General features: G+C 44.9%; 17 protein-coding genes. 15 read left to right on the forward strand and 2 right to left on the reverse strand.

Features of this window, described 5'->3' with window-relative positions; genetic code table 11:
* The first annotated feature begins 93 nt into the window (after window positions 1-93).
* The 3 genes from ELZ47_RS01765 (at window position 94) to ELZ47_RS01775 (ending at window position 6797) form a co-directional block, all read left to right on the forward strand.
* Window positions 94-1344, forward strand: a complete 1251-nt coding sequence (locus ELZ47_RS01765; protein WP_126435095.1) for a dicarboxylate/amino acid:cation symporter — start codon at window positions 94-96, stop codon at window positions 1342-1344.
* A gap of 14 nt (window positions 1345-1358) precedes the next feature.
* The gene (locus ELZ47_RS11850) at window positions 1359-2297 is read left to right on the forward strand and encodes an ATP-grasp domain-containing protein (protein ID WP_002893738.1); all 939 of its coding nucleotides are present in this window, start codon (window positions 1359-1361) and stop codon (window positions 2295-2297) included.
* A 282-nt stretch (window positions 2298-2579) separates the two neighbouring features.
* Window positions 2580-6797, forward strand: coding sequence for a GH32 C-terminal domain-containing protein (locus ELZ47_RS01775; RefSeq protein WP_126435097.1), 4218 nt, complete (start codon window positions 2580-2582; stop codon window positions 6795-6797).
* Between the two features lie 150 nt (window positions 6798-6947).
* Here the strand turns inward: ELZ47_RS01775 and ELZ47_RS01780 are convergent, their stop codons facing one another.
* Window positions 6948-7784 (reverse strand): MerR family transcriptional regulator, encoded by an 837-nt coding sequence (locus ELZ47_RS01780; protein ID WP_002908007.1) that lies wholly within the window; start codon window positions 7782-7784, stop codon window positions 6948-6950.
* 86 nt (window positions 7785-7870) lie between these two features.
* Here ELZ47_RS01780 and ELZ47_RS01785 point away from each other — a divergent pair, with 86 nt between their 5' ends.
* Window positions 7871-8905, forward strand: coding sequence for a dihydrodipicolinate reductase (locus tag ELZ47_RS01785; RefSeq protein WP_126435099.1), 1035 nt, complete (start codon window positions 7871-7873; stop codon window positions 8903-8905).
* A gap of 58 nt (window positions 8906-8963) precedes the next feature.
* Here ELZ47_RS01785 and ELZ47_RS01790 read toward each other — a convergent pair whose 3' ends face one another.
* Entirely contained in the window at window positions 8964-12065 is a 3102-nt protein-coding gene (locus tag ELZ47_RS01790) for an LPXTG-anchored zinc carboxypeptidase (protein ID WP_126435101.1), read from the reverse strand.
* Window positions 12066-12319: 254 nt separating this feature from the next.
* Here ELZ47_RS01790 and ELZ47_RS01795 point away from each other — a divergent pair, with 254 nt between their 5' ends.
* From ELZ47_RS01795 to hrcA, 11 genes are all read left to right on the forward strand, one after another.
* A complete protein-coding gene (locus ELZ47_RS01795) occupies window positions 12320-12586 on the forward strand; it encodes an ACT domain-containing protein (RefSeq protein WP_002893729.1) in 267 nt (88 codons plus the stop codon).
* Window positions 12587-12596: 10 nt separating this feature from the next.
* Window positions 12597-13934, forward strand: coding sequence for a PFL family protein (locus tag ELZ47_RS01800; protein ID WP_126435103.1), 1338 nt, complete (start codon window positions 12597-12599; stop codon window positions 13932-13934).
* Window positions 13935-14066: 132 nt separating this feature from the next.
* The gene (locus tag ELZ47_RS01805; protein WP_125331917.1) at window positions 14067-14963 is read left to right on the forward strand and encodes a hypothetical protein; all 897 of its coding nucleotides are present in this window, start codon (window positions 14067-14069) and stop codon (window positions 14961-14963) included.
* A 120-nt stretch (window positions 14964-15083) separates the two neighbouring features.
* Window positions 15084-15785 (forward strand): histidine phosphatase family protein, encoded by a 702-nt coding sequence (locus ELZ47_RS01810; protein ID WP_125331915.1) that lies wholly within the window; start codon window positions 15084-15086, stop codon window positions 15783-15785.
* A 99-nt stretch (window positions 15786-15884) separates the two neighbouring features.
* Complete coding sequence (locus ELZ47_RS01815; RefSeq protein ID WP_125331913.1) at window positions 15885-16583, forward strand: histidine phosphatase family protein; 699 nt, start codon at window positions 15885-15887, stop codon at window positions 16581-16583.
* Window positions 16570-17358 carry a M15 family metallopeptidase gene (locus ELZ47_RS01820; protein ID WP_125331911.1) on the forward strand — a complete coding sequence of 263 codons (789 nt, stop codon included), beginning with the start codon at window positions 16570-16572 and terminating at the stop codon, window positions 17356-17358. Before ELZ47_RS01815 ends, ELZ47_RS01820 begins: the two co-directional genes overlap by 14 nt.
* A gap of 225 nt (window positions 17359-17583) precedes the next feature.
* Entirely contained in the window at window positions 17584-17907 is a 324-nt protein-coding gene (locus ELZ47_RS01825; RefSeq protein ID WP_002908738.1) for a PadR family transcriptional regulator, read from the forward strand.
* Window positions 17907-18479 (forward strand): DUF2812 domain-containing protein, encoded by a 573-nt coding sequence (locus ELZ47_RS01830; RefSeq protein WP_125331909.1) that lies wholly within the window; start codon window positions 17907-17909, stop codon window positions 18477-18479. Before ELZ47_RS01825 ends, ELZ47_RS01830 begins: the two co-directional genes overlap by 1 nt.
* Window positions 18480-18520: 41 nt before the next feature.
* A complete protein-coding gene (locus ELZ47_RS01835) occupies window positions 18521-19360 on the forward strand; it encodes an ABC transporter ATP-binding protein (protein ID WP_125331907.1) in 840 nt (279 codons plus the stop codon).
* Window positions 19353-20081, forward strand: coding sequence for an ABC transporter permease (locus ELZ47_RS01840; protein ID WP_125331905.1), 729 nt, complete (start codon window positions 19353-19355; stop codon window positions 20079-20081). Before ELZ47_RS01835 ends, ELZ47_RS01840 begins: the two co-directional genes overlap by 8 nt.
* A 163-nt stretch (window positions 20082-20244) precedes the next feature.
* A complete protein-coding gene (gene hrcA, locus ELZ47_RS01845; protein WP_125331929.1) occupies window positions 20245-21279 on the forward strand; it encodes a heat-inducible transcriptional repressor HrcA in 1035 nt (344 codons plus the stop codon).
* The last annotated feature ends 25 nt before the right edge of the window (window positions 21280-21304 follow it).

Genomic DNA, 21304 nt, shown 5'->3' on the forward strand with positions numbered 1-21304 from the left:
AAATTCTTCTATTGCTTTCATAGAAAATATATATTAGCCAGATAGGGGCAATCATAGTAAAATAGCTATCAAAATAGACTAAAGGAGTTTGGAATGAAAATCGTTTCTTTATGGTCAAAGGTTTCTCTGGGCTTGCAACTCTTGATTGCTTTAATTTTGGGTGTTCTTGTTGCTCTTATCTGGCCACAGTTTTCGGCTTTTTACCAGTTTTTGGGTCAAGCTTTTATCAGTTTGATTAATATGGTGATTATTCCGCTGGTCTTTCCGATTGTGGTCGTAGCTGTTGCTGGTGTGATCGGCAAGAAATCTTTTGGAAAGCTCTTGACAAAGAGTCTGCTCTATTTCTTTGGGGTCACGACGGCGATTACCTTTATTTTTGTCTTTGCATCTTATTATCTGGGCTTTGGCCAAGGAGTCAATATCGGTCAGGAGGGAGCAAGCATTGACGGGCTTGCCAAAAGTATTCAGCTGGATGAGTTTTTGCTTAGCTTCATTCCCTCTAATATTGTCAAGTCGCTTTCAGAAGGAGCTCTTCTTCCTATTATTGTTTTTGCTATATTTTTAGGATTTGGGCTTGGAAGTCTCAAGGAAGAAAAGACTCAGAAAGCTGTTGAGCTGCTGCAGATTTGGATTGAGGCTATTTATAAAATTGTCGGTGTGATTGTGAAGCTGTCTCCGATTGGTATTTTTGGTTTTATTGCTAAGGATGTGGCTACGACAGGAGTTGACAAGTTGGTCGGTTTGGGGCAATTTGTAGCAGGGACTTATCTGGCTTATGCGGTGCTAGCTTTAGTGATTTTTCCTTTGATTGCTTTTGCTTTCAGAATTCCTTATCTGACAAGCTTGCAACGGATTTGGAGTCTTCTGACTTTGGCTTTTGTCTCTGGCAGTTCCAGTGTTGTCCTTCCGCCACTGTTGAAAGATTTAAAGAAGCAGGGGCATGATGAGCATGTCATAGATTTGGTTGTGCCTTTGGGTTATACTTTTAATCTTGAAGGGGCTGCTGTCTACTTCTCTGTAGCAACTGTTTTTATTGCCCATGCTTATGGGATTGCTTTTTCTGTATCAGGACTTTTCTTTACTGTTTTGCTTTTGACTTTGATTGGTAAAACAGCTGCAACAGTGCCTTCTGGAGCGATTGTTGTCTTGCTGGCAGCTGCACCTCAGCTAGGCCTGCCGGTGGAAGGAGTTGCTTTGATTTTTGCAGTTGATTTCTTTGTCAATGCTGGTCGTACTGCCCTCAATGTTCTAGGTCAGGTCTTGGCTGTCAGTGTCATTGAAAAAACGGAAGTCAATGTAGTAGAAGAATCGAAAAGCAGTAAGCTGGCTGTTCGATATTCCTAAAGGAGAGAAGAATTATGAGTCAAGCAAAAGTTTATGTTATTCATGAAAATTTGGAGTGGACCCAGCACTTGGTCAAATGGCTAGAGAAAGACAAGGTGCCTTATGAACTGTGGGATTTGTCAAGTGGGATCTTAGATCTGCAGAGTCCGCCCCCAACAGGAATTTTCTACAATCGGATGTCTGCTTCTTCTCATACGCGTGGACACCGCTATGCACCAGAATTTACAGAGCAGGTTCTAACTTGGCTGGAAGCTCACGGTCGCAAGGTCATCAACGGAAGCGGAGCTATTAATCTGGAAATTAGCAAAATTAAACAGTATTTGAAGCTTTCTGAGGTTGGAATTGCTTATCCAGAGACAGTAGCCGTTTTGGGACAGGAGAATATTCTTGAGGCAGCTAGAAAGCTTAATATTTATCCCTTGATTACCAAGCATAATCGGGCTGGGAAAGGTTTGGGAGTGCAGCTCTTCAATAGTGAGGAAGAGTTAGAAGCCTATGTAGACAGTCCTGCTTTTGAGCCTTCTGTGGATGGAATCACTCTGCTTCAGGCCTATATCAAGCCTGCGGATGGTCGCATTCGTCGTTCGGAGTTTATCAACCAGAAGTTTCTTTATACTGTGTCCATTGATTCATCAGATGGCTTTCAGCTTTGTCCGGCAGATGGGTGTCAGATTGGACAAAGGCCTGATCAGCTAGAGACCTCGGATAAGTTTCAAATCACGGAGCCGCTGCCTGCTAGTCAAAGACAGGCTTATGAGACATTTCTAGCTCAGGCTGGTATTGATGTGGCGGCTATTGAGTGGGTAGAGTCGGAGGCAGGTCAGATCTATGTCTATGATGTGAACACCAATACCAACTATAATCCGACAGCAGAAGAAAAAGCAGGAATTTTTGCTCATCAGCATCTGGCAGAATATCTAAAGAACGAGCTGGCAGCATCCTATCCAGAATAAATTTAAAACAAACAAGAGCTTTCCGTTTAGGAGGCTTTTTGTTTTTTTCTTCATTATTTCTAAAATATGACATCTGTCATTTTGTTTTTGTGACAAACGTTAGGTGAAGCGCTTACAAAAATTTGTTATATTTAGATTATTGAGATTGCTTCTTTTTTATAAGGGAGTTAAGTGTTAAACGAGGTGTTCATTTTGAACAAGAAAAGTTGAAAGGAGTGTGTTATGTAACAGTGATTTGGTTGTGAGGAGTCTGATTTTATTTTTAGAATATTGAGGTGTGTCATGAAAAATCATCAGGAAAAAGTGTGTAAAAATTGGTTTATGAGAAAAAGCGGAAAGCGTTGGGTTTTTGGGTGTGCCTTGCTGGCTTTTGGAGCTTTCTTGTTAGATGGCGGTGGAGTTGTTTATGCAGATGAGGGTAAGGCTAATCCAGCTCCTGCGCAGGTCTTGCAGGCTGATTCATCAGCTGTCTCGAAGCCTGAGAGCGGACAAATAGCTGCTTCTACAAGGAATGCTGATAAGACAGAGAACCTTGTAGCCGGGGAGACTGCAGCGACAGAAGCAAGTAGTCAGGATGCAGCAGTAGAGTCAGCCAATCAAAAGGCCGATAAGGAAGAACAAGTCACAGCAAATGCCAAAGAGATCAAACAGGAAGAAGATGAACAGCCAGCAGCGAAGGAAGTTGCTGCGGAAAAACTCCCTGCCGTAGAGACTGTAGATAAGCAACCAGGCTTCAATACTAATTTGGCAGAAGCCAAGGGAGACAAAAATGGAGTTTGGGAAGTCCGAGAGCAAGGACTTTATAGTGATGCCAGAGGCAAAGGTGATAGTTTCCTTTACTCTCAAAGTCAGGGCAAGGATTTTGTTTACTCAACGGATGTAACTTTCCTCAGTAAGGAAGGGGCGGCAGCCCTCATTTTCCGCAGTAATAATAATCCAGATGACAAGAGCAGCTATGCAGTTAATATTGATGGTGGCAGCAACAATGTGAAGTTTTGGCGTTGGCAAGGCGGGCGTGATTATCAGTTTATCAATGAAAAGCATATCGAGCCAACGGATGATAATAAATATCGGCTCAAGGTCGTTTCAATTGGCTCTTGGGTATCCTACTATGTCAATGATATTCTAGTGGCCAGCTCAGGAGATTACACGCTTCAGAGAGATGATAAGGGGCAGAATACTTATCTGTCAGAAGGTTATTTTGGCTTACTAAACTGGAATAGCGAGCTGCTTTTTCAAAACACCTTTTACAAAGAAATCACTCCTCAGTCTAATCCCGAGTTGGAGGATATAAGGGTGACTTCTTCGGTTGGGAAAGTGGAGCAGAAAGGTCAGTTTAGTGCCCCTATTACTATCCAGTATGTCAAACATGATGCTGAGAATGTAGACTTGACTGTCGTAGCGAAAAATCCTGCTGCCAAGGTAAGCGTGACCGATGCTGCAGGTAGGGTTTATAGTGATTTGAAGAATATTCCGCTGGTAGTGGGGGCAAACTATCTGACTGTGACCAGCACTGTGACGGATGCGGATGGGCAGGAGGTCAGCCTGACTTACCGGCTCAATGTCCATCGTCGGCAGGCAGATGAGGTATACTACAATGAGCTCTATCGCGGTCAGTATCATTATTCGGTCAAGGACGGTTGGGCCAATGATCCCAACGGGCTGGTTTATTATAAGGGAGTCTATCATTTCTTCTATCAGTTTTATGACGATACCAAATGGGGGCCTATGCACTGGGGTCATGCGACCAGCAAGGATTTGATTCATTGGGAAGAACAGCCGATTGCCTTTTATCCGGATGCTAATGGGGCTATGTTCTCAGGCTCTATCGTAGCAGATACTACCAATTCCTCTGGTTTATTTGAAAATGACCAGGGCGGTTTAGTCGCACTGATTACTGCCGACGGAAACGGTCAGCGCATCAAGCTGGCCTACAGTAAAGATGAGGGCCGGACTTGGACGAAGCTTGATCAAATTGCAGCTGACTGGACGGACGATCCACTGCAATCTCAGGATTTTCGTGATCCCAAGGTCTTCCGTTGGGAGGGTAAATGGTTTATGGTCGTCGCAGGCGGACCGCTGAGAATTTATTCCTCTGATAATCTGCGTAATTGGAAGGTGGAGTCAACTTATGTGGATCTCCATACGGAGTGTCCAGATCTCTATCCTTTACTGGCAGACGATGGTAGCCTTAAGTGGGTCCTGTCTCGTGGCGGTCGCTCCTATAAGGTCGGTGATTTTAGACAGGTGGAGGGCAAGTGGACCTTCGTCCCAGATGCTGAGTTTGCTCAGGCTGATCAGGTTATGAACTTTGGTAAAGACTCTTATGCAGCCATGACTTACTACGTTCAGGACTTTGGCAGCAAGGCTAATCCAACCCTACCTGACATTATCGAGTCTAACTGGATGAATACCTGGGAAGACTACTGTAATCTGGTAGCCGATACCGTCGGTCAGAAGTTCAACGGAACCTTCAATCTTAACCTCAAACTAGGCCTTATCAAGCAAGACGGCAGCTATCGGCTGACTCAGACGCCAATAGCAGCCTATCAGTCTCTGCGTCAGGAAGACAAGGCTGTGTTATATAAAGACGTGGAAGTTAGTGAGAAGAATGAGCTGTTGAAAGATTTTTCCGGTGATCAGTATGAAATTGTCTCTACTTTCCGGCCGAGTGAAACGACCAAGAAAGTCGGTTTTAACCTGCGGGTTGGAGATGGAGAAGTGACTAGAGTTATCTATGATTTAGAAAAGGAAACTCTTTCTATTGACCGCAGTCAGTCTGGGATTCTTCTCAGTAATAAATTTGCTCAGGTGGATAGTCAGTCCGTCAAACGCAATGCGGATGGCAGCATAGATCTGCATCTCTATGTAGATCGCTCCAGCCTAGAAGTCTTTGCCAAAGGATATACTGTGGCGGGTGCCAATCAGATATTCCCTGCGCCAAATAGCCTTGCGGCTAGTGTTTTTGTAAAAGGTGGTGCTGCTAAGGCTGACATTGCTCTTTATCCGCTGAAGGGCATCTGGAAAGACAAACAGGCAGTGACCAAACCACTGGAACTAGTGCAGGCTTCTCCTGTAACAAATAATATTTATGTCGGCGATACCTTGGATTTGAAGGCATATGTCATGCCAGCAAGTGTCTCTCAAGCGATCAGCTGGAATGTGGATCAGCCAGACCTGGTCTTTGTCACGGAAGATGGCAATAAGCTGCGAGTGACTGCTCTGCAAAGGGGTGTGGTCAAGGTAACGGCGACCTCTAAGGAAAATCCAAGTCTTTCCAAGGTCTTCACCATCAATATCAGCCGTAATGACTTTAAGACCAATGTTCCAAATCTAAAAGCTGTTTCCGGTAAGTGGTATGTCGACGGTGAAAGTCTCTATAATCAGAATACCAGCGCCAATGATTATTATATGGGAGGTCAGAAGATTCCTTTCCCTGAGTATAACTTGGATGTGGATCTCAAGTATCAAAAAGGCTTGATTAATATTTTCTATGCGTCTGAAAATGTTGACCCTCGCAATGCTTATTCTATTCAATTTGGCGATAATGATAAGATTCGACTTTACCGCTTTATGGGAGAGACGATTGCAGAAAGTAGCATGAATGGCAAGCATCTTAATGACGGCCAGTTCCACCATGTTAAGCTAGTGAAAACTAAAAATGGTGTCAGTGTATCTGTGGACGGTGTAGAATACCTGAACCACCAATTTGATAAGGTTGAGCCTTATTATAATGATGCCTACGTCGGTCTGGGACTCTGGGATGGGGACTTGGAAGCGCGCAATTTCTTTGTGACCAATCTTCATGCCCCAGCAGTTAATAAGGCTTCTCTGCAGAAAGTGGTAGACAGTACGGCTAGTCTAGATCCGAGCCTCTACTCAGATGAGACAGTTCAGGCTTACCAGGCAGCCTTGGCTCGAGCTCAGTCTCTCTTGGCAGATGAAAAAGCGGAGCAGGCAGATTTAGATAGAGCAGAGAAGGATCTGAGGACAGCTTTAGCTGCCCTGGATCTGAAACCAAGTCATCAGGTCACTCCGGAAGAAGGGATAAAGGACCTAGTGGAAGAAAAGCCTTTCTTAGAAATCGTAATGGAAGAGATTGCATATCAGACTCGAGAACAGGAAAATCCAGAACTGGAACAAGGGCAGCGGCGGATACTTGTAGCTGGCCAAAAGGGTCAAAAGCGAGTCTTTGTAGAAGTCTTGAACGGTCAGCGAACCGTCCTCGGTCAGGAAGTGCTTTCTCTAGCAGTTGACGAACTAGTAGAAGTTGGCAGCAAGGTGGTGGCTGAAAGTACTAAACAGCCTTTGACAATAGCCCAGCCTCAAGCTCTGAAGCAAGGTGAGGAAGGGAAAGTTATTTCGTCGCCAAGATTGCAGCCAGCTCCCGACTCAGCTCTGCCTACGACTGGCACTCAAGAAGATAAGTTTCTGCCTCTGGCTGGTTTAGCTTTTCTGGGAATGGGTCTTCTAGCTGGAAGGAAGAAACAAGAAGGCTAAGGTGCTAAGCAATGGTTATTTGTATATAAAAAGGATGGGTGTTTTCCCATCCTTTTTTGATATAGATACGGCCTGTGAAATGATTAGTTTTTGGCTGAGCATGCTCCAGTATCTGGCAAGAAATTCCGCTACATCCTCTTTCCTCCTTTTTTAATCCTCTATCCGAACTTGCATCCGGATGAACATATCGCGGTGCTGCTCCTGGAGTTGTGGCTGTTCATGGATGACCTCGCAGATATAATCCCCCACAGGAGTATATCCAGCTTGGGACAGAGCCTGGTAAAAATGCGGCAGAGCTTTAAGTTCATCTGCAAAGGAAGGGCAATAAGCAACAGCATAATTTCCTGCCGGCAGCAATATTCGATTTAAGTGAGGGAGTTCATTGGGAGTATGATGGAAGAGACAGAGTTGCTTGGAAATCCATCTTTCTTTTTGGAAATCTTCTTGTTTCATAATGGATCCGACGCGGCTGAAATGGGGAAAAAAAGGACTGTAACGCATAATTTCTTGCTTGAAGCAGCGTAGAGCAAGTTCGTATTCTTCACTTTTCATTTGATAAATATTTTGATCAATTTCAAAAGTAAGCAGCTGACGCTCAGGAAAAGTTAGGATTTCCAGTTCTTGCTCGCTCTGTTTTTCGCCATAGATACGGGCACCAGACCGAAAGATTTCGATTTCTTGGATTTGTTTTTCTAAATTCTCTTTTTCCTCTAGAAGGCGCTGATAGCGCTCCTCAATAAGCTGGTGAAGTTGAAAATGGTCTTTATAAGATAGGATTTCTTTGATGTCTTCTAGAGAAAAATTCAGTTGACGCAGGTACTGAATGGAGTCAACCAGAGAAGATTGATTGATGTGGTAGTAGCGATAATTGGTTTCTGGATCGACTTTATAGGGTTTTAAAAGACCGATTTGGTCATAGAATCGTAGAGTTTGGATGGAAATCTGATTTATTTGGGAAAATTCTCCGATACGCAAAATTTTTTTCATTTTTTCAAACCCTCTATTGACTCTCTAGTTACTAGAGATATTATACTATAATTGTGAAAATAATAACAATTAATGGAGGGTTTGCCATGAGAAATACAAAAATTCGTGCTGTTCAGTATGGCTGCGGCAAGATGTCTAAAGTGATTTTCAAGTACCTACTGGATCACGGTGTAGAAATCGTCGGAGCTATTGATAACAATCCTGCGGTAGTGGGGCAGGATGTTGGTGATTTTGCAGAGCTAGGCTATAAGACTGGTGTCCTGATTTCTGATAAGGCTGACAGTGTGTTTGACCAGTGTGACGCAGACATTGCCATTGTCACCATTGCTTCATATATGCCGGAAATGTATGATTTTTTTGAAACAGCCATCAAGCATGGAGTTAATATCATCACGACCTGTGAGGAAGCGATCTACCCTTGGACGACCTCGCCATCTGAAACAAACCGCTTGGACAAGCTGGCTAAAGAATATGGTGTCACTATCATGGGCTCCGGCATGCAGGATATTTACTGGATTAATATGCCCTGCTTAGCTATGGCTGGTCTCAATCGCATCCAAAAGGTGAAAGGGGTTGTCAGCTACAATGTAGAAGACTATGGTCTGGCTCTCGCAGAAGCGCATGGTGCTGGTTACGCTCCAGACCGGTTTGAAAAGGAAATTGCCAGTGCTGAGAGTCTGCCGTCCTATATGTGGAATGCTGCTGAAGCTATCTGCTCTAAGATGAACTGGACCATTCAGAATATTTCACAAAAGAGTGTTCCTTACATTTTGGATGAAGATGTTTATTCTGAAACGCTGGGACGTACAGTTCCAGCTGGGCAAGTAACGGGTATGTCAGCTGTGACGACCATTCATACCCATCAGGGAATTGAGTTAGAAGTAGAGTGTATTGGCAAGGTCTATCGTGAAAATGACGGAGATATGTGTGATTGGGAAATTACTGGTGTGCCAAATCTAGTCTTCTCAGTCAGCAAGCCTGATACTGTAGCTTTGACCTGTGCTACCATTGTCAATCGTATCCCATCTGTGTTAGACGCACCGGCAGGTTATGTAACTTCAGAGTTGGCGCGTGACTTGGCCTATCCGACCTATCCGCTTCATACCTATGTGGAAAAATAGCAGAGCTTATAACTAAAAATACACCTCCCGTATCAATTGGGAGGTGTGTTTTTAAGTATTAGTCTTCCTTCTTCTTTAAGAGGAAGAGTCCAGCTGCTCCAGCAACCAGAAGTCCAGCTAGAGCGAAGCTAGCACTTGTTTCTTGGCTTCCGGTCTCTGGTAGAGTCTGATTGTTGTAGGTCAGGACTACCGTTTGAGCCGGTGGATTCACTGTAGCAGGCTTCCAGTCAAGGACAGTCTGACTTGGCGCTTGATAGGTTGGATCAGGTGTCGTAGGACTCGGGAGGTCAGTCAGCTCGGCCAACTGGCTGCCAAAGATAGCATTGGAAATCCAGCGGTAGAAATGAACAGGGTGAAGTCGGTTAGTCGGATTGCCAGCGTAGACAAAGAGAGGCTTCTCGTTATAGGTACCAGCAATGGCTACGACTTTGTTGGCCAGCTGTTCATTGCCAGGCCACCAGCCAGCGATATAGAAGTCGCTGCCAGCAATGCTGGCAAGAGTTCTAAAGTTAGCAGGAATCTTAGCAATCCAGTTACCAGAGTTGGAGTAAAAGAGTCCATCCTTCTTATAGCCGCTGGTCAGCGGGTCTTGGTCTTGGATAACAGCCTTCATCAAGCCCTCGTAGTCACTGCCGTTCTTGAAGCGCTCAGCATCAAAGCCGTCTAGGATTCCTAGTTTTTCCAAGCGCTGCATAGCAGAGCCTCCGACGACGATGGTTGGCTTGAGTCCGACAAGAGACTTGTCATAGTTGTTGCTTTCAAGGACGATGACGTCCGCATCTTCTGGGCGATCGACGATTTCAAAGCCCATATTCTTCAGAGCTAAGGCAGTATGTGCTGGAGCGTCCACGCCTGCCCATGAAAATTGATGCGGTGGTGCGTAGACCTTTAGAGGCTTCAGAATTGGTCCCAGTGGAATCTTATAAAGGGCATCACCGTAAATGGCATAGCGATCCAGAAGGCTGGTAAAGGTCGGCGTATCAACGATATAGCCATCGTCTGTCAGATAGACCTTTTTGCCTTCTGCAAGAGCTTGATTGACGGCCTTAACGGCACTTTCAGACGTATTGGCAATGACGTAATAAGGCGCTTTATTGTCAACCTGGCTGGTACGGGTAGCACGGAGGGCTGTCACCTCTCCTAGCTTGCCTTCAAAGAGCTTTTCACCAAAAACTGGTTGAGCTTTGAAGCCTTTCATATCTGGGAAATTGACGACTAACTCTGCATACATAGCTGCCCACTTAGATTCATCTGAGCCCTTGTAGAGGACATGATTGGCATAGCCACGCTTAGCTTGCGCCATATCGACAACCAAATCACCTTTTTTATAGTTGCCGCTGTCTTCTTTGAGTTCTTTGACAAGCACACCGTTGCGCTTGAAATAGTCAATCATATTAAAGGCTTCTTGGCTATCGTTATCTTTATCTAGCCCCATCGGGATGACATAGTAGTCTGGGAAGAATTTTTCCTGGCCTTTTTTAATTCGGCCTACAACCTGGCCATCTGGTCCGACGAGCTCATTTTCTGCCTTAGGATCTTCGACTTTATTGATGCCGCGCAGGTAGAAGTTGAGACGCATCTCCATGAGCTTGTCGGGGTTCTGAGCCAGATAGTCCAGACCGCCTAGGACCGCATAGTATCCAGCTTTGTAGGACTCTTGATTGCCCTCTGGGATTTCGATAGTATGCCCTAGGATACCATGGTACATGGCATAAACAGCTGTGTAGCCTGAGAAGGAATCATCCCATCCGTCTCCCCAGTCGAGTTTAGGAATGATGTATTTATCATAGCCAGAGTTGGCAACGCCTGCCCGCCCCATATGATGGGCGTTGTCCAGCATGAGGTCTGCCAAAAGGTCATATTCAAAGTTAGGATCGTGAGGCGGGGTTGCCGGCTCAATCAGGAATTCCTTGACAAAGCCATGGACATCGTAGAGAGCAATCGGATTCCATTTATTAATCAATCCAGCAACAGTGCGAGTCTCAGGATTGGCTTGGTAGCTAGTATCGCGGTTGGGGTCAAGACCATTGGCCAGAGCCCGAGTGTTGAGGACATCGCCGTCAGGGTTTTCCGTAAAGTCAAAGAGGAAGATAAACTTCTTCAGCAAGTCTTGGATGTTGAGAGTGACCATCTTTTCGGAACCATCAGCAGCACTTGTTTTGAAGCTGACTTGGTCTTTAGTTGCAAAGGTCTTAAATAGACCTGTGATAATATCAATCCCAGGCTGTTCATCAGCGTGGGTGTTGTTGATGAGGACGGGCAGTTTATAGTCTAGGTTGCCATTTTTGAGAGCTGCCAGCATTTCTGCTGGTTTGGTCAAGGCCTGAGGATTGGTTGTACTGAGGTAGTCGTCAATGCTCTTTTGGTCAGAACTGATGATACCCAGCTTGATATCACGACCCTGAGCGCTCTTTCCGATGTTCTCAATCTGAACCAAGCGGTTCGTTTTAGCATCCTGTCTGCTCTTTTCAATAGATGCCAGCATTTCCTCATGGCTGTGGAAGTCTTCGTAAGGGCGCAAGATGATATTTTTACGAATGGTCAGTCCTAGGTCCTGACTCGTACCGACCAATTCATGGCTCCCGATGAAGTTCCGATAAGTGCGGCGGATATTGTTGGGAGAGCGCAGGCTGAGATCTTGTCCGAAAAGTTCCTTAAACTGCAGATTCAGATGAAGGTCATTTCCGTCGGCTTTTTCCTCGATGGTGAGAAAAGGTTGCCCAGTAAAGGTGCCAGTGTCCATGTTCCAGGTTTTCCAGTCTGCAATCGGTTTATTGTCCAGAGTCCAGGTCAGCTTGCCCGCCTGAGAAGCCTGTCCTTGGACGGTATCCTTGAGCTCTGCAGACTCAGACATATAAACGGTGCCATCAGCCAGCTGGGTCTTAGCTTCTTCAGAAGCAGCTACTCTTGGTTGACCTGCGGCAGAAACGGCAGAATTCTCAGCAGCAGGAGTCTGTTCTTTTTCTCCTGTCTGATTTGGAGCAGCTTGAGCAGCTTCTGTTGCAGGAGTGACAGTCTCTACCTGATTGGCGGCCGGCTGTGACTCAGTGCTGTTATGCTGGTCAGCCGCGGCCTTGCCCTGAGCTAAGACAGCCATCAATACAGCGGCTGATAAACTCAAAGCCTGAGTATAGAGACGCTTCTTGTATGAATCGTTCATTAGGAAATCTCCTTTGTGTAAAATATTCTATATTTAGTATAACAAATATCGAAAGCGCTTTCAATTAAAAATAGAAAAAACATACAAAGATGCCTAAAATGATCTCTCAGATGAATTGCTGAGCGTAGGAGAATCTTCTTGTTCCAAGTGCTATTTGCAATATCCGAACCTTCTGTCTTTATTTTCTGAAATAGTATACAAAATCCTCGAATTTATGCTACAATGAGACAAACTAAAAATGATTGGAGCCAAGCATGAAAGCAATTATTACCGTTGTCGGAAAAGATAAAACAGGGATTGTAGCTGGAGTTTCCACAAAGATTGCGGAGTTGGGGCTGAATATTGACGATATTTCTCAAACCGTTTTGGAGGAATATTTTACCATGATGGCCTTGGTCTCAAGCGATGAAAAGCAAGATTTTACGGCCCTTCGCAACGAGTTTGAAGCTTTCGGCCAAGAGCTTAACGTCAAAATCAACATTCAAAGCGCAGCCATTTTTGATGCCATGTACAATATCTAAGGAGTGAAGGATGGATATTAGACAAGTAACAGAAACCATTGCCATGATTGAGGAGCAGAATTTTGATATTCGGACCATCACCATGGGCATTTCACTCTTGGACTGTATCGACACAGATATTGATCGGGCGGCGGAGAAGATTTACCAAAAAATCACGACCAAAGCCAAAGACCTAGTGGCAGTTGGGGATGAAATTTCTGCTGAGCTGGGAATTCCCATCGTCAACAAGCGGGTCTCCGTGACTCCGATTTCGCTGATTGGGGCAGCGACAGATAGCAGAGACTACGTGCCTTTGGCCAAGGCTTTAGACAAGGCAGCCAAGGAAATCGGTGTTGACTTTATCGGCGGATTCTCGGCCTTGGTCCAAAAGGGCTATCAAAAAGGCGATGAAATCCTCATTAATTCCATTCCGCGCGCTTTGGCAGAGACGGACAAGGTCTGTTCCTCTGTCAATATCGGTTCGACCAAGACCGGTATTAACATGACGGCGGTTGCGGATATGGGGCGTATTATCAAGGAAACGGCCCAGCTTTCTGACATGGGGGCGGCCAAGCTAGTCGTCTTTGCCAATGCGGTAGAGGACAATCCCTTCATGGCGGGCGCCTTCCATGGTGTCGGTGAAGCAGATGTGGTCATCAATGTTGGTGTTTCTGGGCCAGGTGTTGTCAAGCGAGCCTTGGAAAAGGTCCGTGGTGAGAGCTTTGACGTGGTGGCTGAAACGGTCAAGAAAACGGCTTTCAAAATCACCCGTATCGGCCAGTTGGTCGGTCAGATGGCCAGCGAGCGTCTGGGCGTCAAGTTCGGGATTGTTGACTTGAGTCTGGCTCCAACACCGGCAGTCGGAGACTCAGTGGCCCGTGTCTTGGAAGAAATGGGCTTGGAAACAGTTGGCACTCATGGCACGACAGCGGCGCTTGCCCTGCTCAATGACCAAGTCAAAAAAGGCGGTGTCATGGCCTGCAATCAGGTTGGTGGTCTGTCTGGTGCTTTCATTCCTGTGTCAGAAGATGAGGGCATGATTGCAGCTGTGCAGAATGGCTCGCTCAATCTAGAAAAGCTAGAAGCGATGACAGCTATCTGCTCGGTAGGTTTGGATATGATTGCCATTCCAGAAGCGACACCTGCTGAAACCATCGCAGCCATGATTGCGGATGAGGCAGCGATTGGCGTTATCAATCAAAAGACGACAGCTGTGCGGATTATTCCGAAGGGCAAGGAAGGCGATATGATTGAATTTGGTGGGCTCTTGGGAACAGCTCCGGTCATGAAGGTCAATCAGGCTTCGTCAGCTGCCTTTATCGCCCGGGGCGGTCAAATTCCAGCGCCTATTCACAGCTTTAAAAATTAAAAAGCTAGATTTGAAACAGCTTTTAAGAAAGCATCATAAAGGACAGCTATTCAGTTTCCGAGTAGGAGTTTGCGGGATTGAATCTAGCTGGATGCTTGAGATGTAGGGGATTATAAGGAGATTGTTTAGGTTATGAATAAAAGAGAGCTAGCTGAGCTGGCCCTTGATTTAGGTTTGGATTTTGATAAGGAGAGCGGCATTATATATGGCCGTAGAAGGGATTATGCTTTTTATCTAGAGACCATAACAGATGGCGACGAATTTGCGATTTTTTTCTCGGTCAGATGTGAGCAGGGCTATATCGGTCGAGATGCCTTGGAAGCTCTGATCAACGATTCCGAGGTCTTGATTGATTTTGAGAGAGCTGGCTACTGTCTGGCCTGTCAGATTTTGGCTAATCAAGACCGAGATTTGCTGCCGGACATTTTGGAGGAGGCTATTGAAGACTGCACCCGCTACTTTGAGGAGCAAGGGCTGGTTAGCGCCTGTGAGAAAACCGGTGAAACCGGAGATGTAGACTTGTATCAGGTGGGAGGAGCCTGGCTCTTTCTCACGCCATCTAGCTATGACCGAATGATTTCTATCTCACAGGATAAGGTGACAAAGCGCTCCCTTCCTCATCAAAGTCCGCAGAAAATACATTATTTCCTGGGGATTGTCGGGGCTTTCTTGATTAGCTTGCTTGGTGCATGCCTTGTCTTCTTCCTGACAGGTGCATCCTTGGCTATGGGCTACATATCAAGTTTTACACTGCTATTTAGCATTGCTTGCTATGAAAAGTTTGTCAAAGGGATTTCTGTTTTAGGAATTGTGGCAAGTTTCTTTTTTACTTTAACGATGAGCTTTTTAGCTGTTCAAATCGGTTATGCCAATTCTTTTTACCAAGGGGAAGGCAATATTTTGCAAGCCGTTATCGCGATTAATAAAGCCGCTTTATCCGGACAGTTTGGTCTTAATTATTGGCTCCATTATCCATTCATTGTTCTTGGATGTGTCAGTGCTGTAAAAGTTCATATTCAGTCTCTATAGTTGATTGGGGATTGATTTCAGGTTGGAGCAGTTCTGTCAATGATGGAACAGGGTATCAAAAAGAAAGCCAAGGCCTTTTTCAAAATTTACTATAACAAACAAAAATAAAAGAGGTAAACTATGTCAAAAACAAGACTCTATGTTATCCGTCATGGAAAGACCATGTTTAATACTATCGGTCGGGCACAGGGCTGGTCTGATACGCCGCTGACTGTCGAAGGCGAGCGCGGTATTCGTGAGCTGGGTATCGGATTGCGAGAGTCTAACTTGCCTTTTGTCAAAGCCTTTTCCAGTGATAGCGGTAGGACCATTCAGACCATGGGGATTATCCTAGAGGAGCTGGGTCTGACTGGGCAGATTCCCTATCGCTATGACAAGCGCATCCGGGAGTGGTGTTTCGGAAGTTTTGATGGTGCCTATGGGGGTGAGCTCTTTCATGGCGTTATCCCACGAGTTCTTGAGACGGATAATTACAAGGAACTCAGTTGGCCGGATTTGGCGAATGGTCTGGTAGAAGTGGATACGGCTGGCTGGGCTGAGTCTTGGGACAAGCTTAGCAGTCGGATTTTAGAAGGATTTGAAGCCATTGCTAGAGAGGTAGAATCCTCTGGCGGCGGCAATGCTCTGGTCGTCAGCCACAGCATGACCATTGGTACCTTGGCTTATCTGGTTGATGAGAATATCACGAAAAATCCTAATGTTGATAATGGTAGTGTCACAGTGTTGGAGTATGAAAAGGGTCGCTTCAGCATTCAAGCTCTGGGCGATGTGTCTTACCGTCAGATTGGCGCAGCTATATTGGACCGAGAAAATCAAGAATGAGCGGGAGTTTTGAGACTCCTGCTTTTTGCTTTGAAAGCCAGATGGCGCCAATTTCTTTATAAAATGGTATAATATGAAAAGAATAACGGAGGAAATGAAATGGCAAAAACAAGATTATACTTGGTTCGTCATGGCAAAACCATGTTTAATACTATCGGCCGGGCTCAAGGCTGGTCTGATACCCCATTGACTGAAGCTGGGGAACGTGGCATTCATGAGTTAGGCATTGGCTTGAGAGAAGCTGGGCTTGATTTCAAAATGGCCCGTTCTAGTGACAGCGGCCGAACTATTCAGACCATGGGCATTATTCTAGAGGAGCTGGGATTGACAGGTCAGATACCTTATACCTTTGACAAGCGGATTCGTGAATGGTGTTTTGGCAGTTTTGACGGTGGTTATGATGGGGAACTCTTTATGGGTGTAATGCCTCGGGTCTTTAATATAGAGCACGTCCATCAGCTTAGCTATGCTGAGCTAGCAGAAGGTCTTGTAGAAGTTGATACAGCAGGCTGGGCAGAAAACTGGGAAAAGCTCAGCGGCCGAATCTGGGAAGGTTTTTCAGCCATAGCTGAGGAGCTGGAAGCTGCTGGCGGTGGCAATGCTCTTGTCGTCAGCCACGGCATGACCATCGGAACCTTTGTCTATCTAATCAACCGAACTCAGCCTCATGGTTTGGACAACGGCAGTGTGACGGTTGTAGACTATGAAGACGGTAAATTCACAGTAGCTTGCATCGGAGATATGTCTTATCGTGAGACCGGTGCCGAAGTAATGGAGGAAGAAGTTGAAACGCGCTAAACATCGCAAAGAAAAGAGAAAATCGAAGTCTAAGAAGATTGGATTAACGTTTTTGTTGTTAATCGTCTTGTGTCTGGCAGCTGGAGGAACGGCGATTTATTTCCGTCCGTCCTTGTTACAAGATCTGCTTGCAAAGATTCAGTTTTCGGGTTCGTCTAGCAGTTCTGCTATGAAGGGCTCTTCTAGCTCAGAGAGTTCGCAGTCTGATTTGCCCAAGGTGTCTTCTACTGACTGGAATTTGATTTTAGTCAATCGTGACAATCAGCAAGAAGAAAAGACACCTGATCTGACTCAGATCGGGGAGATCCAGGTGGACAGCCGTATTGCTGAAAATACTAGGCAGTTCTTAGCTGCAGCCCAAACGATAGCTCCTGAAGAAACTTTAATCTCTGGCTATCGCAGCCGAGCTGAGCAGGAGGAACTCTATAACGAAAAAGTTGCTGGGGAAGTCGCCAAAGGCTTGTCAAATGAAGAAGCAGTCAGCATCGTGCTGAAGCAAGTGCAGCTTCCAGGAGCTAGCGAACATCAAACGGGCTTGGCTATTGATATGAGTGTCCCAGAAGGTCAGGAGGATGAACTGGCAGCCAAGATTGCTGAGCTAGCTCCGCAATATGGCTTTGTCCTTCGCTATCCGGATGGCAAGAGTGATATTACTGGAGTTGATTTTGAGAACTGGCATTACCGCTATGTCGGTGTGGAGAATGCCCAGTATATGCAGAAGCACAATCTGGTTCTGGAAGAATATATTGCTCTGCTTAAAGCAGCCGGGAAATAAACAAGTAAGTCAGGTTTTCCTGGCTTTTTTTATGCTGATTTATCAGGAGGCAGGTCTCTAATCACGTTTGCTTCAGATTTAAAGCAGGTTTAGCTACAAGTATTGAAAGATAAAAAGAAATCACTTTCTGTAAAAAATATTTATAAATCCTTGACAACTATATCGGACTGCGATATAATTTTTATATCAAGGTTCGATATATCGAGGTGAAAGTGAGATAAAAAGATGAGTGGATTGACAGAAAAGCTTAGGAGAGTCTATGTGCCAATGACAGAGACAGGTTTTTATATCCTCTTCTGTCTTCAGAAAGAGAGGCACGGTTACAGTATTACTCAAAAAGTCAAGGAGCTGACAGAAGGACAGCTATCCATCAGCCCGGGAACCATGTACGGAACCTTGGCAAAGATGGAAAAAGATGGTCTAATTGCCTTTGTTCGTGAGGAAGAAAAGAGAAAACTCTATTCTATCACGGAGCTTGGAAGACAGATTTTAGAGTTGGAAATCCAGCGGATTGAGCGCCTTTACCGCAATAGTAAGGAGGAAGTTTGATGGAAAAGAAGATTGTCTATAAAATCTTTACCATTGCAGACTATGACAGAGAAGCGGCTTATTTTAAAAAAATGCATAGCCAAGGCTGGAAATTGAAAAAAGTAAGTTATTCTCCCTTTCTTGTTGCGGTTTGTTATACTTTTGAAGCCTGTCCGCCTCAGGAAGTGGCCTATCAATTAGATTTTCGCCCTATAAAGAAGGCGGAGCAAGAATCCTATTATCAACTTTTTGAGGATTGCGGCTGGGAGCATATTGCAAACTTTAATCAATTTTCTTATTTCCGCAAGCCAGTTTCTCAGATTGATGCAGACAGCGATCTTGAAATCTATAATGATGCTTGGTCTAAGCTAGAGATGGTCAAGCGTTTGCTTGTATGGCGGTTTTTACCAGCCATCATGGTTTTGTGTGTCACTACCTATCTCCTTCTAGATATTTTCCAGAAGAGTTTGAAAGCAAGTCTATTATTCAAATCAATCTTAGCAATAGACTGTGTCATATTGCTTATTCTGTTCTGTCAGCTGGTCCATATTGCCTTGCGTTTTTGGAAAATGAGGCAGGAACTGAAAGACTGATTTCAGTTTTGTTAAATACTGTTGTGAAAGCGAGGAAAACAATGAAAAAGACCATTATTGAAGTGCAAGGCTTGAAAAAGAAGTTCAAAGAGCAAGAAGCCTTGGCAGGAATCGGTTTTTCCATCCGAGAGGGAGAGATTTTTGGGTTCCTAGGGCCTTCTGGATCCGGTAAAACCACGACCATCAATATTTTGACTGGTCAGTTGTCTGCAGATTCTGGATCAGCTCATGTGCTGTCTGCACCGGTTGAGGATTTAAAGACAGAAGTCCTAGAGCAGATTGGGATTGTCAGCGATGGCAGCGGATTTTATGAAAAGATGTCACTTTACAAAAATCTCAAAGCCTACGCTATGATCTTTGGTGTTGGTATGGAGAAAGTCGACCAACTCCTCCGAAAAGTGGGGCTTTATGATAGTCGCAACAAGGTGGCGGAAAAACTATCTACTGGTATGAAGCAGCGGATGTTACTGGTCCGTGCCTTGATTAATCGACCCAAACTACTCTTCTTGGATGAGCCAACCAGTGGTTTGGATCCGTCAACCTCTCGCACCATTCACGAATTGCTGCTGGAACTAAAAGCGCAGGGGACAACTATTTTTCTGACGACTCATGATATGCAGGAAGCTACCCTCCTGTGTGATCGCTTGGCTTTGCTAAGTAAAGGGAAATTAGTCGAAGTGGGCAGTCCGCATGAGATTATCCAAAAGTATAATACGGATAAGAAGGTTCGTTTAGAATATGTAAATTTGACGACGAAGACGGTGGCCTTTGAGGAGCTGCAAGGAGGCTTGGATTTGTCCAATGTTATCAGTATTCATTCCTGCGAACCAACTTTGGAAGATGTTTTCATCACTTTGACAGGAGGTACCTTAAATGTCTAATAAATTCAAAGGTATGATTTGGCTAAGAGGTCAAGTGACACTAGCTAATAAAAGTATTCTATTGCAGGTTTTCATGCCGATTTTCCTCATTTTTCTCTATAAATTTATTTTTTCTCTGAATGGAGCGGAGCAGGAAATTGGAGCTGATAAACTAGCTACTTTATTACTGAATATCTCTTTGCCTTTCTCTCTAGCCATGTCAGTTGGAACCCCCATCATCATCATCCTAGCTGAGGAAAGAGAAAAACATAATTTGCAAAGTTTGCGCTTGGCTGGTGTGACAGCTGGTCAATACATTCTCTCCGCTTTAATTTGGCCAGCGATTATTGGGATTTTTTATATCGTCATTACCCCACTTTTGGTGGGAGCTAAGCTTTCTCATCATCTGTTCAGCTATAGTTTGGTTCTCTTGTTGACCATGCTGGTCTTAATTTTCTTCTTTTTAATGGTTGGTCTGTTTTGTAAAAATCAGGTCATGGCACAATCCCTTAGTGTTCCAGCCATGCTCTTAGCGGCATTTATTCCTATGTTTTCAAATATGAGCGAGGACTTGTCGAAGGTGCTGCGTTATAGCTTTATGGGCCTCTTTAGTAGTTATATGAAAGATTGGTCTCATTTCCATTTATGGAGCGGAGAATTTTTGGCTCTGCTAGTTTGGTTGCTTCTTTTTGCAGGAATTTCTTTCTATTTGATGCGCCATTTGCAAATCCTGGAGGATTAATCTAGGTCGCCAGACTGATTTTTAGCACTCTTGTAAAAAGAGTGCTAATTTTTTGAGTTTTTGTCTTGACTTTGGAGTAGAAGAGTGTATAATAGAATCATGAGTTAGCACTCGAGGTGGTTGAGTGCTAATCGACAGCAGAATCTTGATTGGAGGTGATGCCGTGGTCACGGAGCGTCAAAATGAGATTTTGAATTTGATTATTGATATCTTTACCAAGACTCACGAGCCGGTCGGATCCAAAGCCCTGCAGGATTCCATCAATTCCAGTAGTGCCACCATCCGCAACGATATGGCGGCTTTGGAAAAGCAGGGGCTTCTGGAAAAGGCGCATACGTCCAGCGGCCGTAAGCCTAGCGTGGCTGGTTTTCAATACTTTGTCAAGCATTCTCTGTCCTTTGATCGTCTCGCTGAGAATGAACTCTATGAGGTTATCAAAGCCTTTGACCATGAGTTTTTCAACTTGGAGGACATTCTTCAACAGGCAGCAGACCTTTTGACTAAGCTCAGTGGATGCACGGTTGTTGCACTGGATGTAGAACCCAGTCGGCAGCGCCTGACAGCTTTTGACATCGTTGTGCTCAGTCAGCACACGGCTCTAGCGGTCTTCACCTTGGATGAGTCCAATACCATCACCAGTCAGTTTATGATTCCGCGCAACTTCCTAAGAGAAGATCTAGACAGGCTTAAAGGCTTGGTACGTGAGCGATTCTTGGGACAGACAGTGTTGGACATCCATTACAAGATTCGGACGGAGATTCCGCAGATTATCCAACGCTATTTCACTACGACGGACAATGTCATCCAACTCTTTGAGCATATCTTTGGTGATATTTTCAAGGAAAATGTGATTCTGTCTGGCAAGGTTCAACTCTTGGAATTTTCAGATCTGTCAGCTTATCAGTTTTTTGATGACCCGCAGAAAGTAGCCTTTGAGATTCGCGACGGTTTGGCCGAAGATCAGATGCAAAGCGTGCGCGTGGCAGACAGTAGAGAAAGCTGTTTGGCTGATCTAACGCTGATTTCCAGCAAATTCCTGATTCCTTATCGAGGCTTTGGGGTGCTGGCAGTTGTCGGTCCGGTCAATCTTGACTACCAACGGCTGGTCAGTCAGATGAATGTCGTCAACCGCGTACTGACCATGAAACTGACCGACTTCTACCGCTATCTTAGCAGCAATCACTATGAAGTCCATTAAATATAATAGAAATATTCCTAAAAAG

The organism is Streptococcus sanguinis, assembly GCF_900635155.1.
Classification (GTDB): domain Bacteria; phylum Bacillota; class Bacilli; order Lactobacillales; family Streptococcaceae; genus Streptococcus; species Streptococcus sanguinis_G.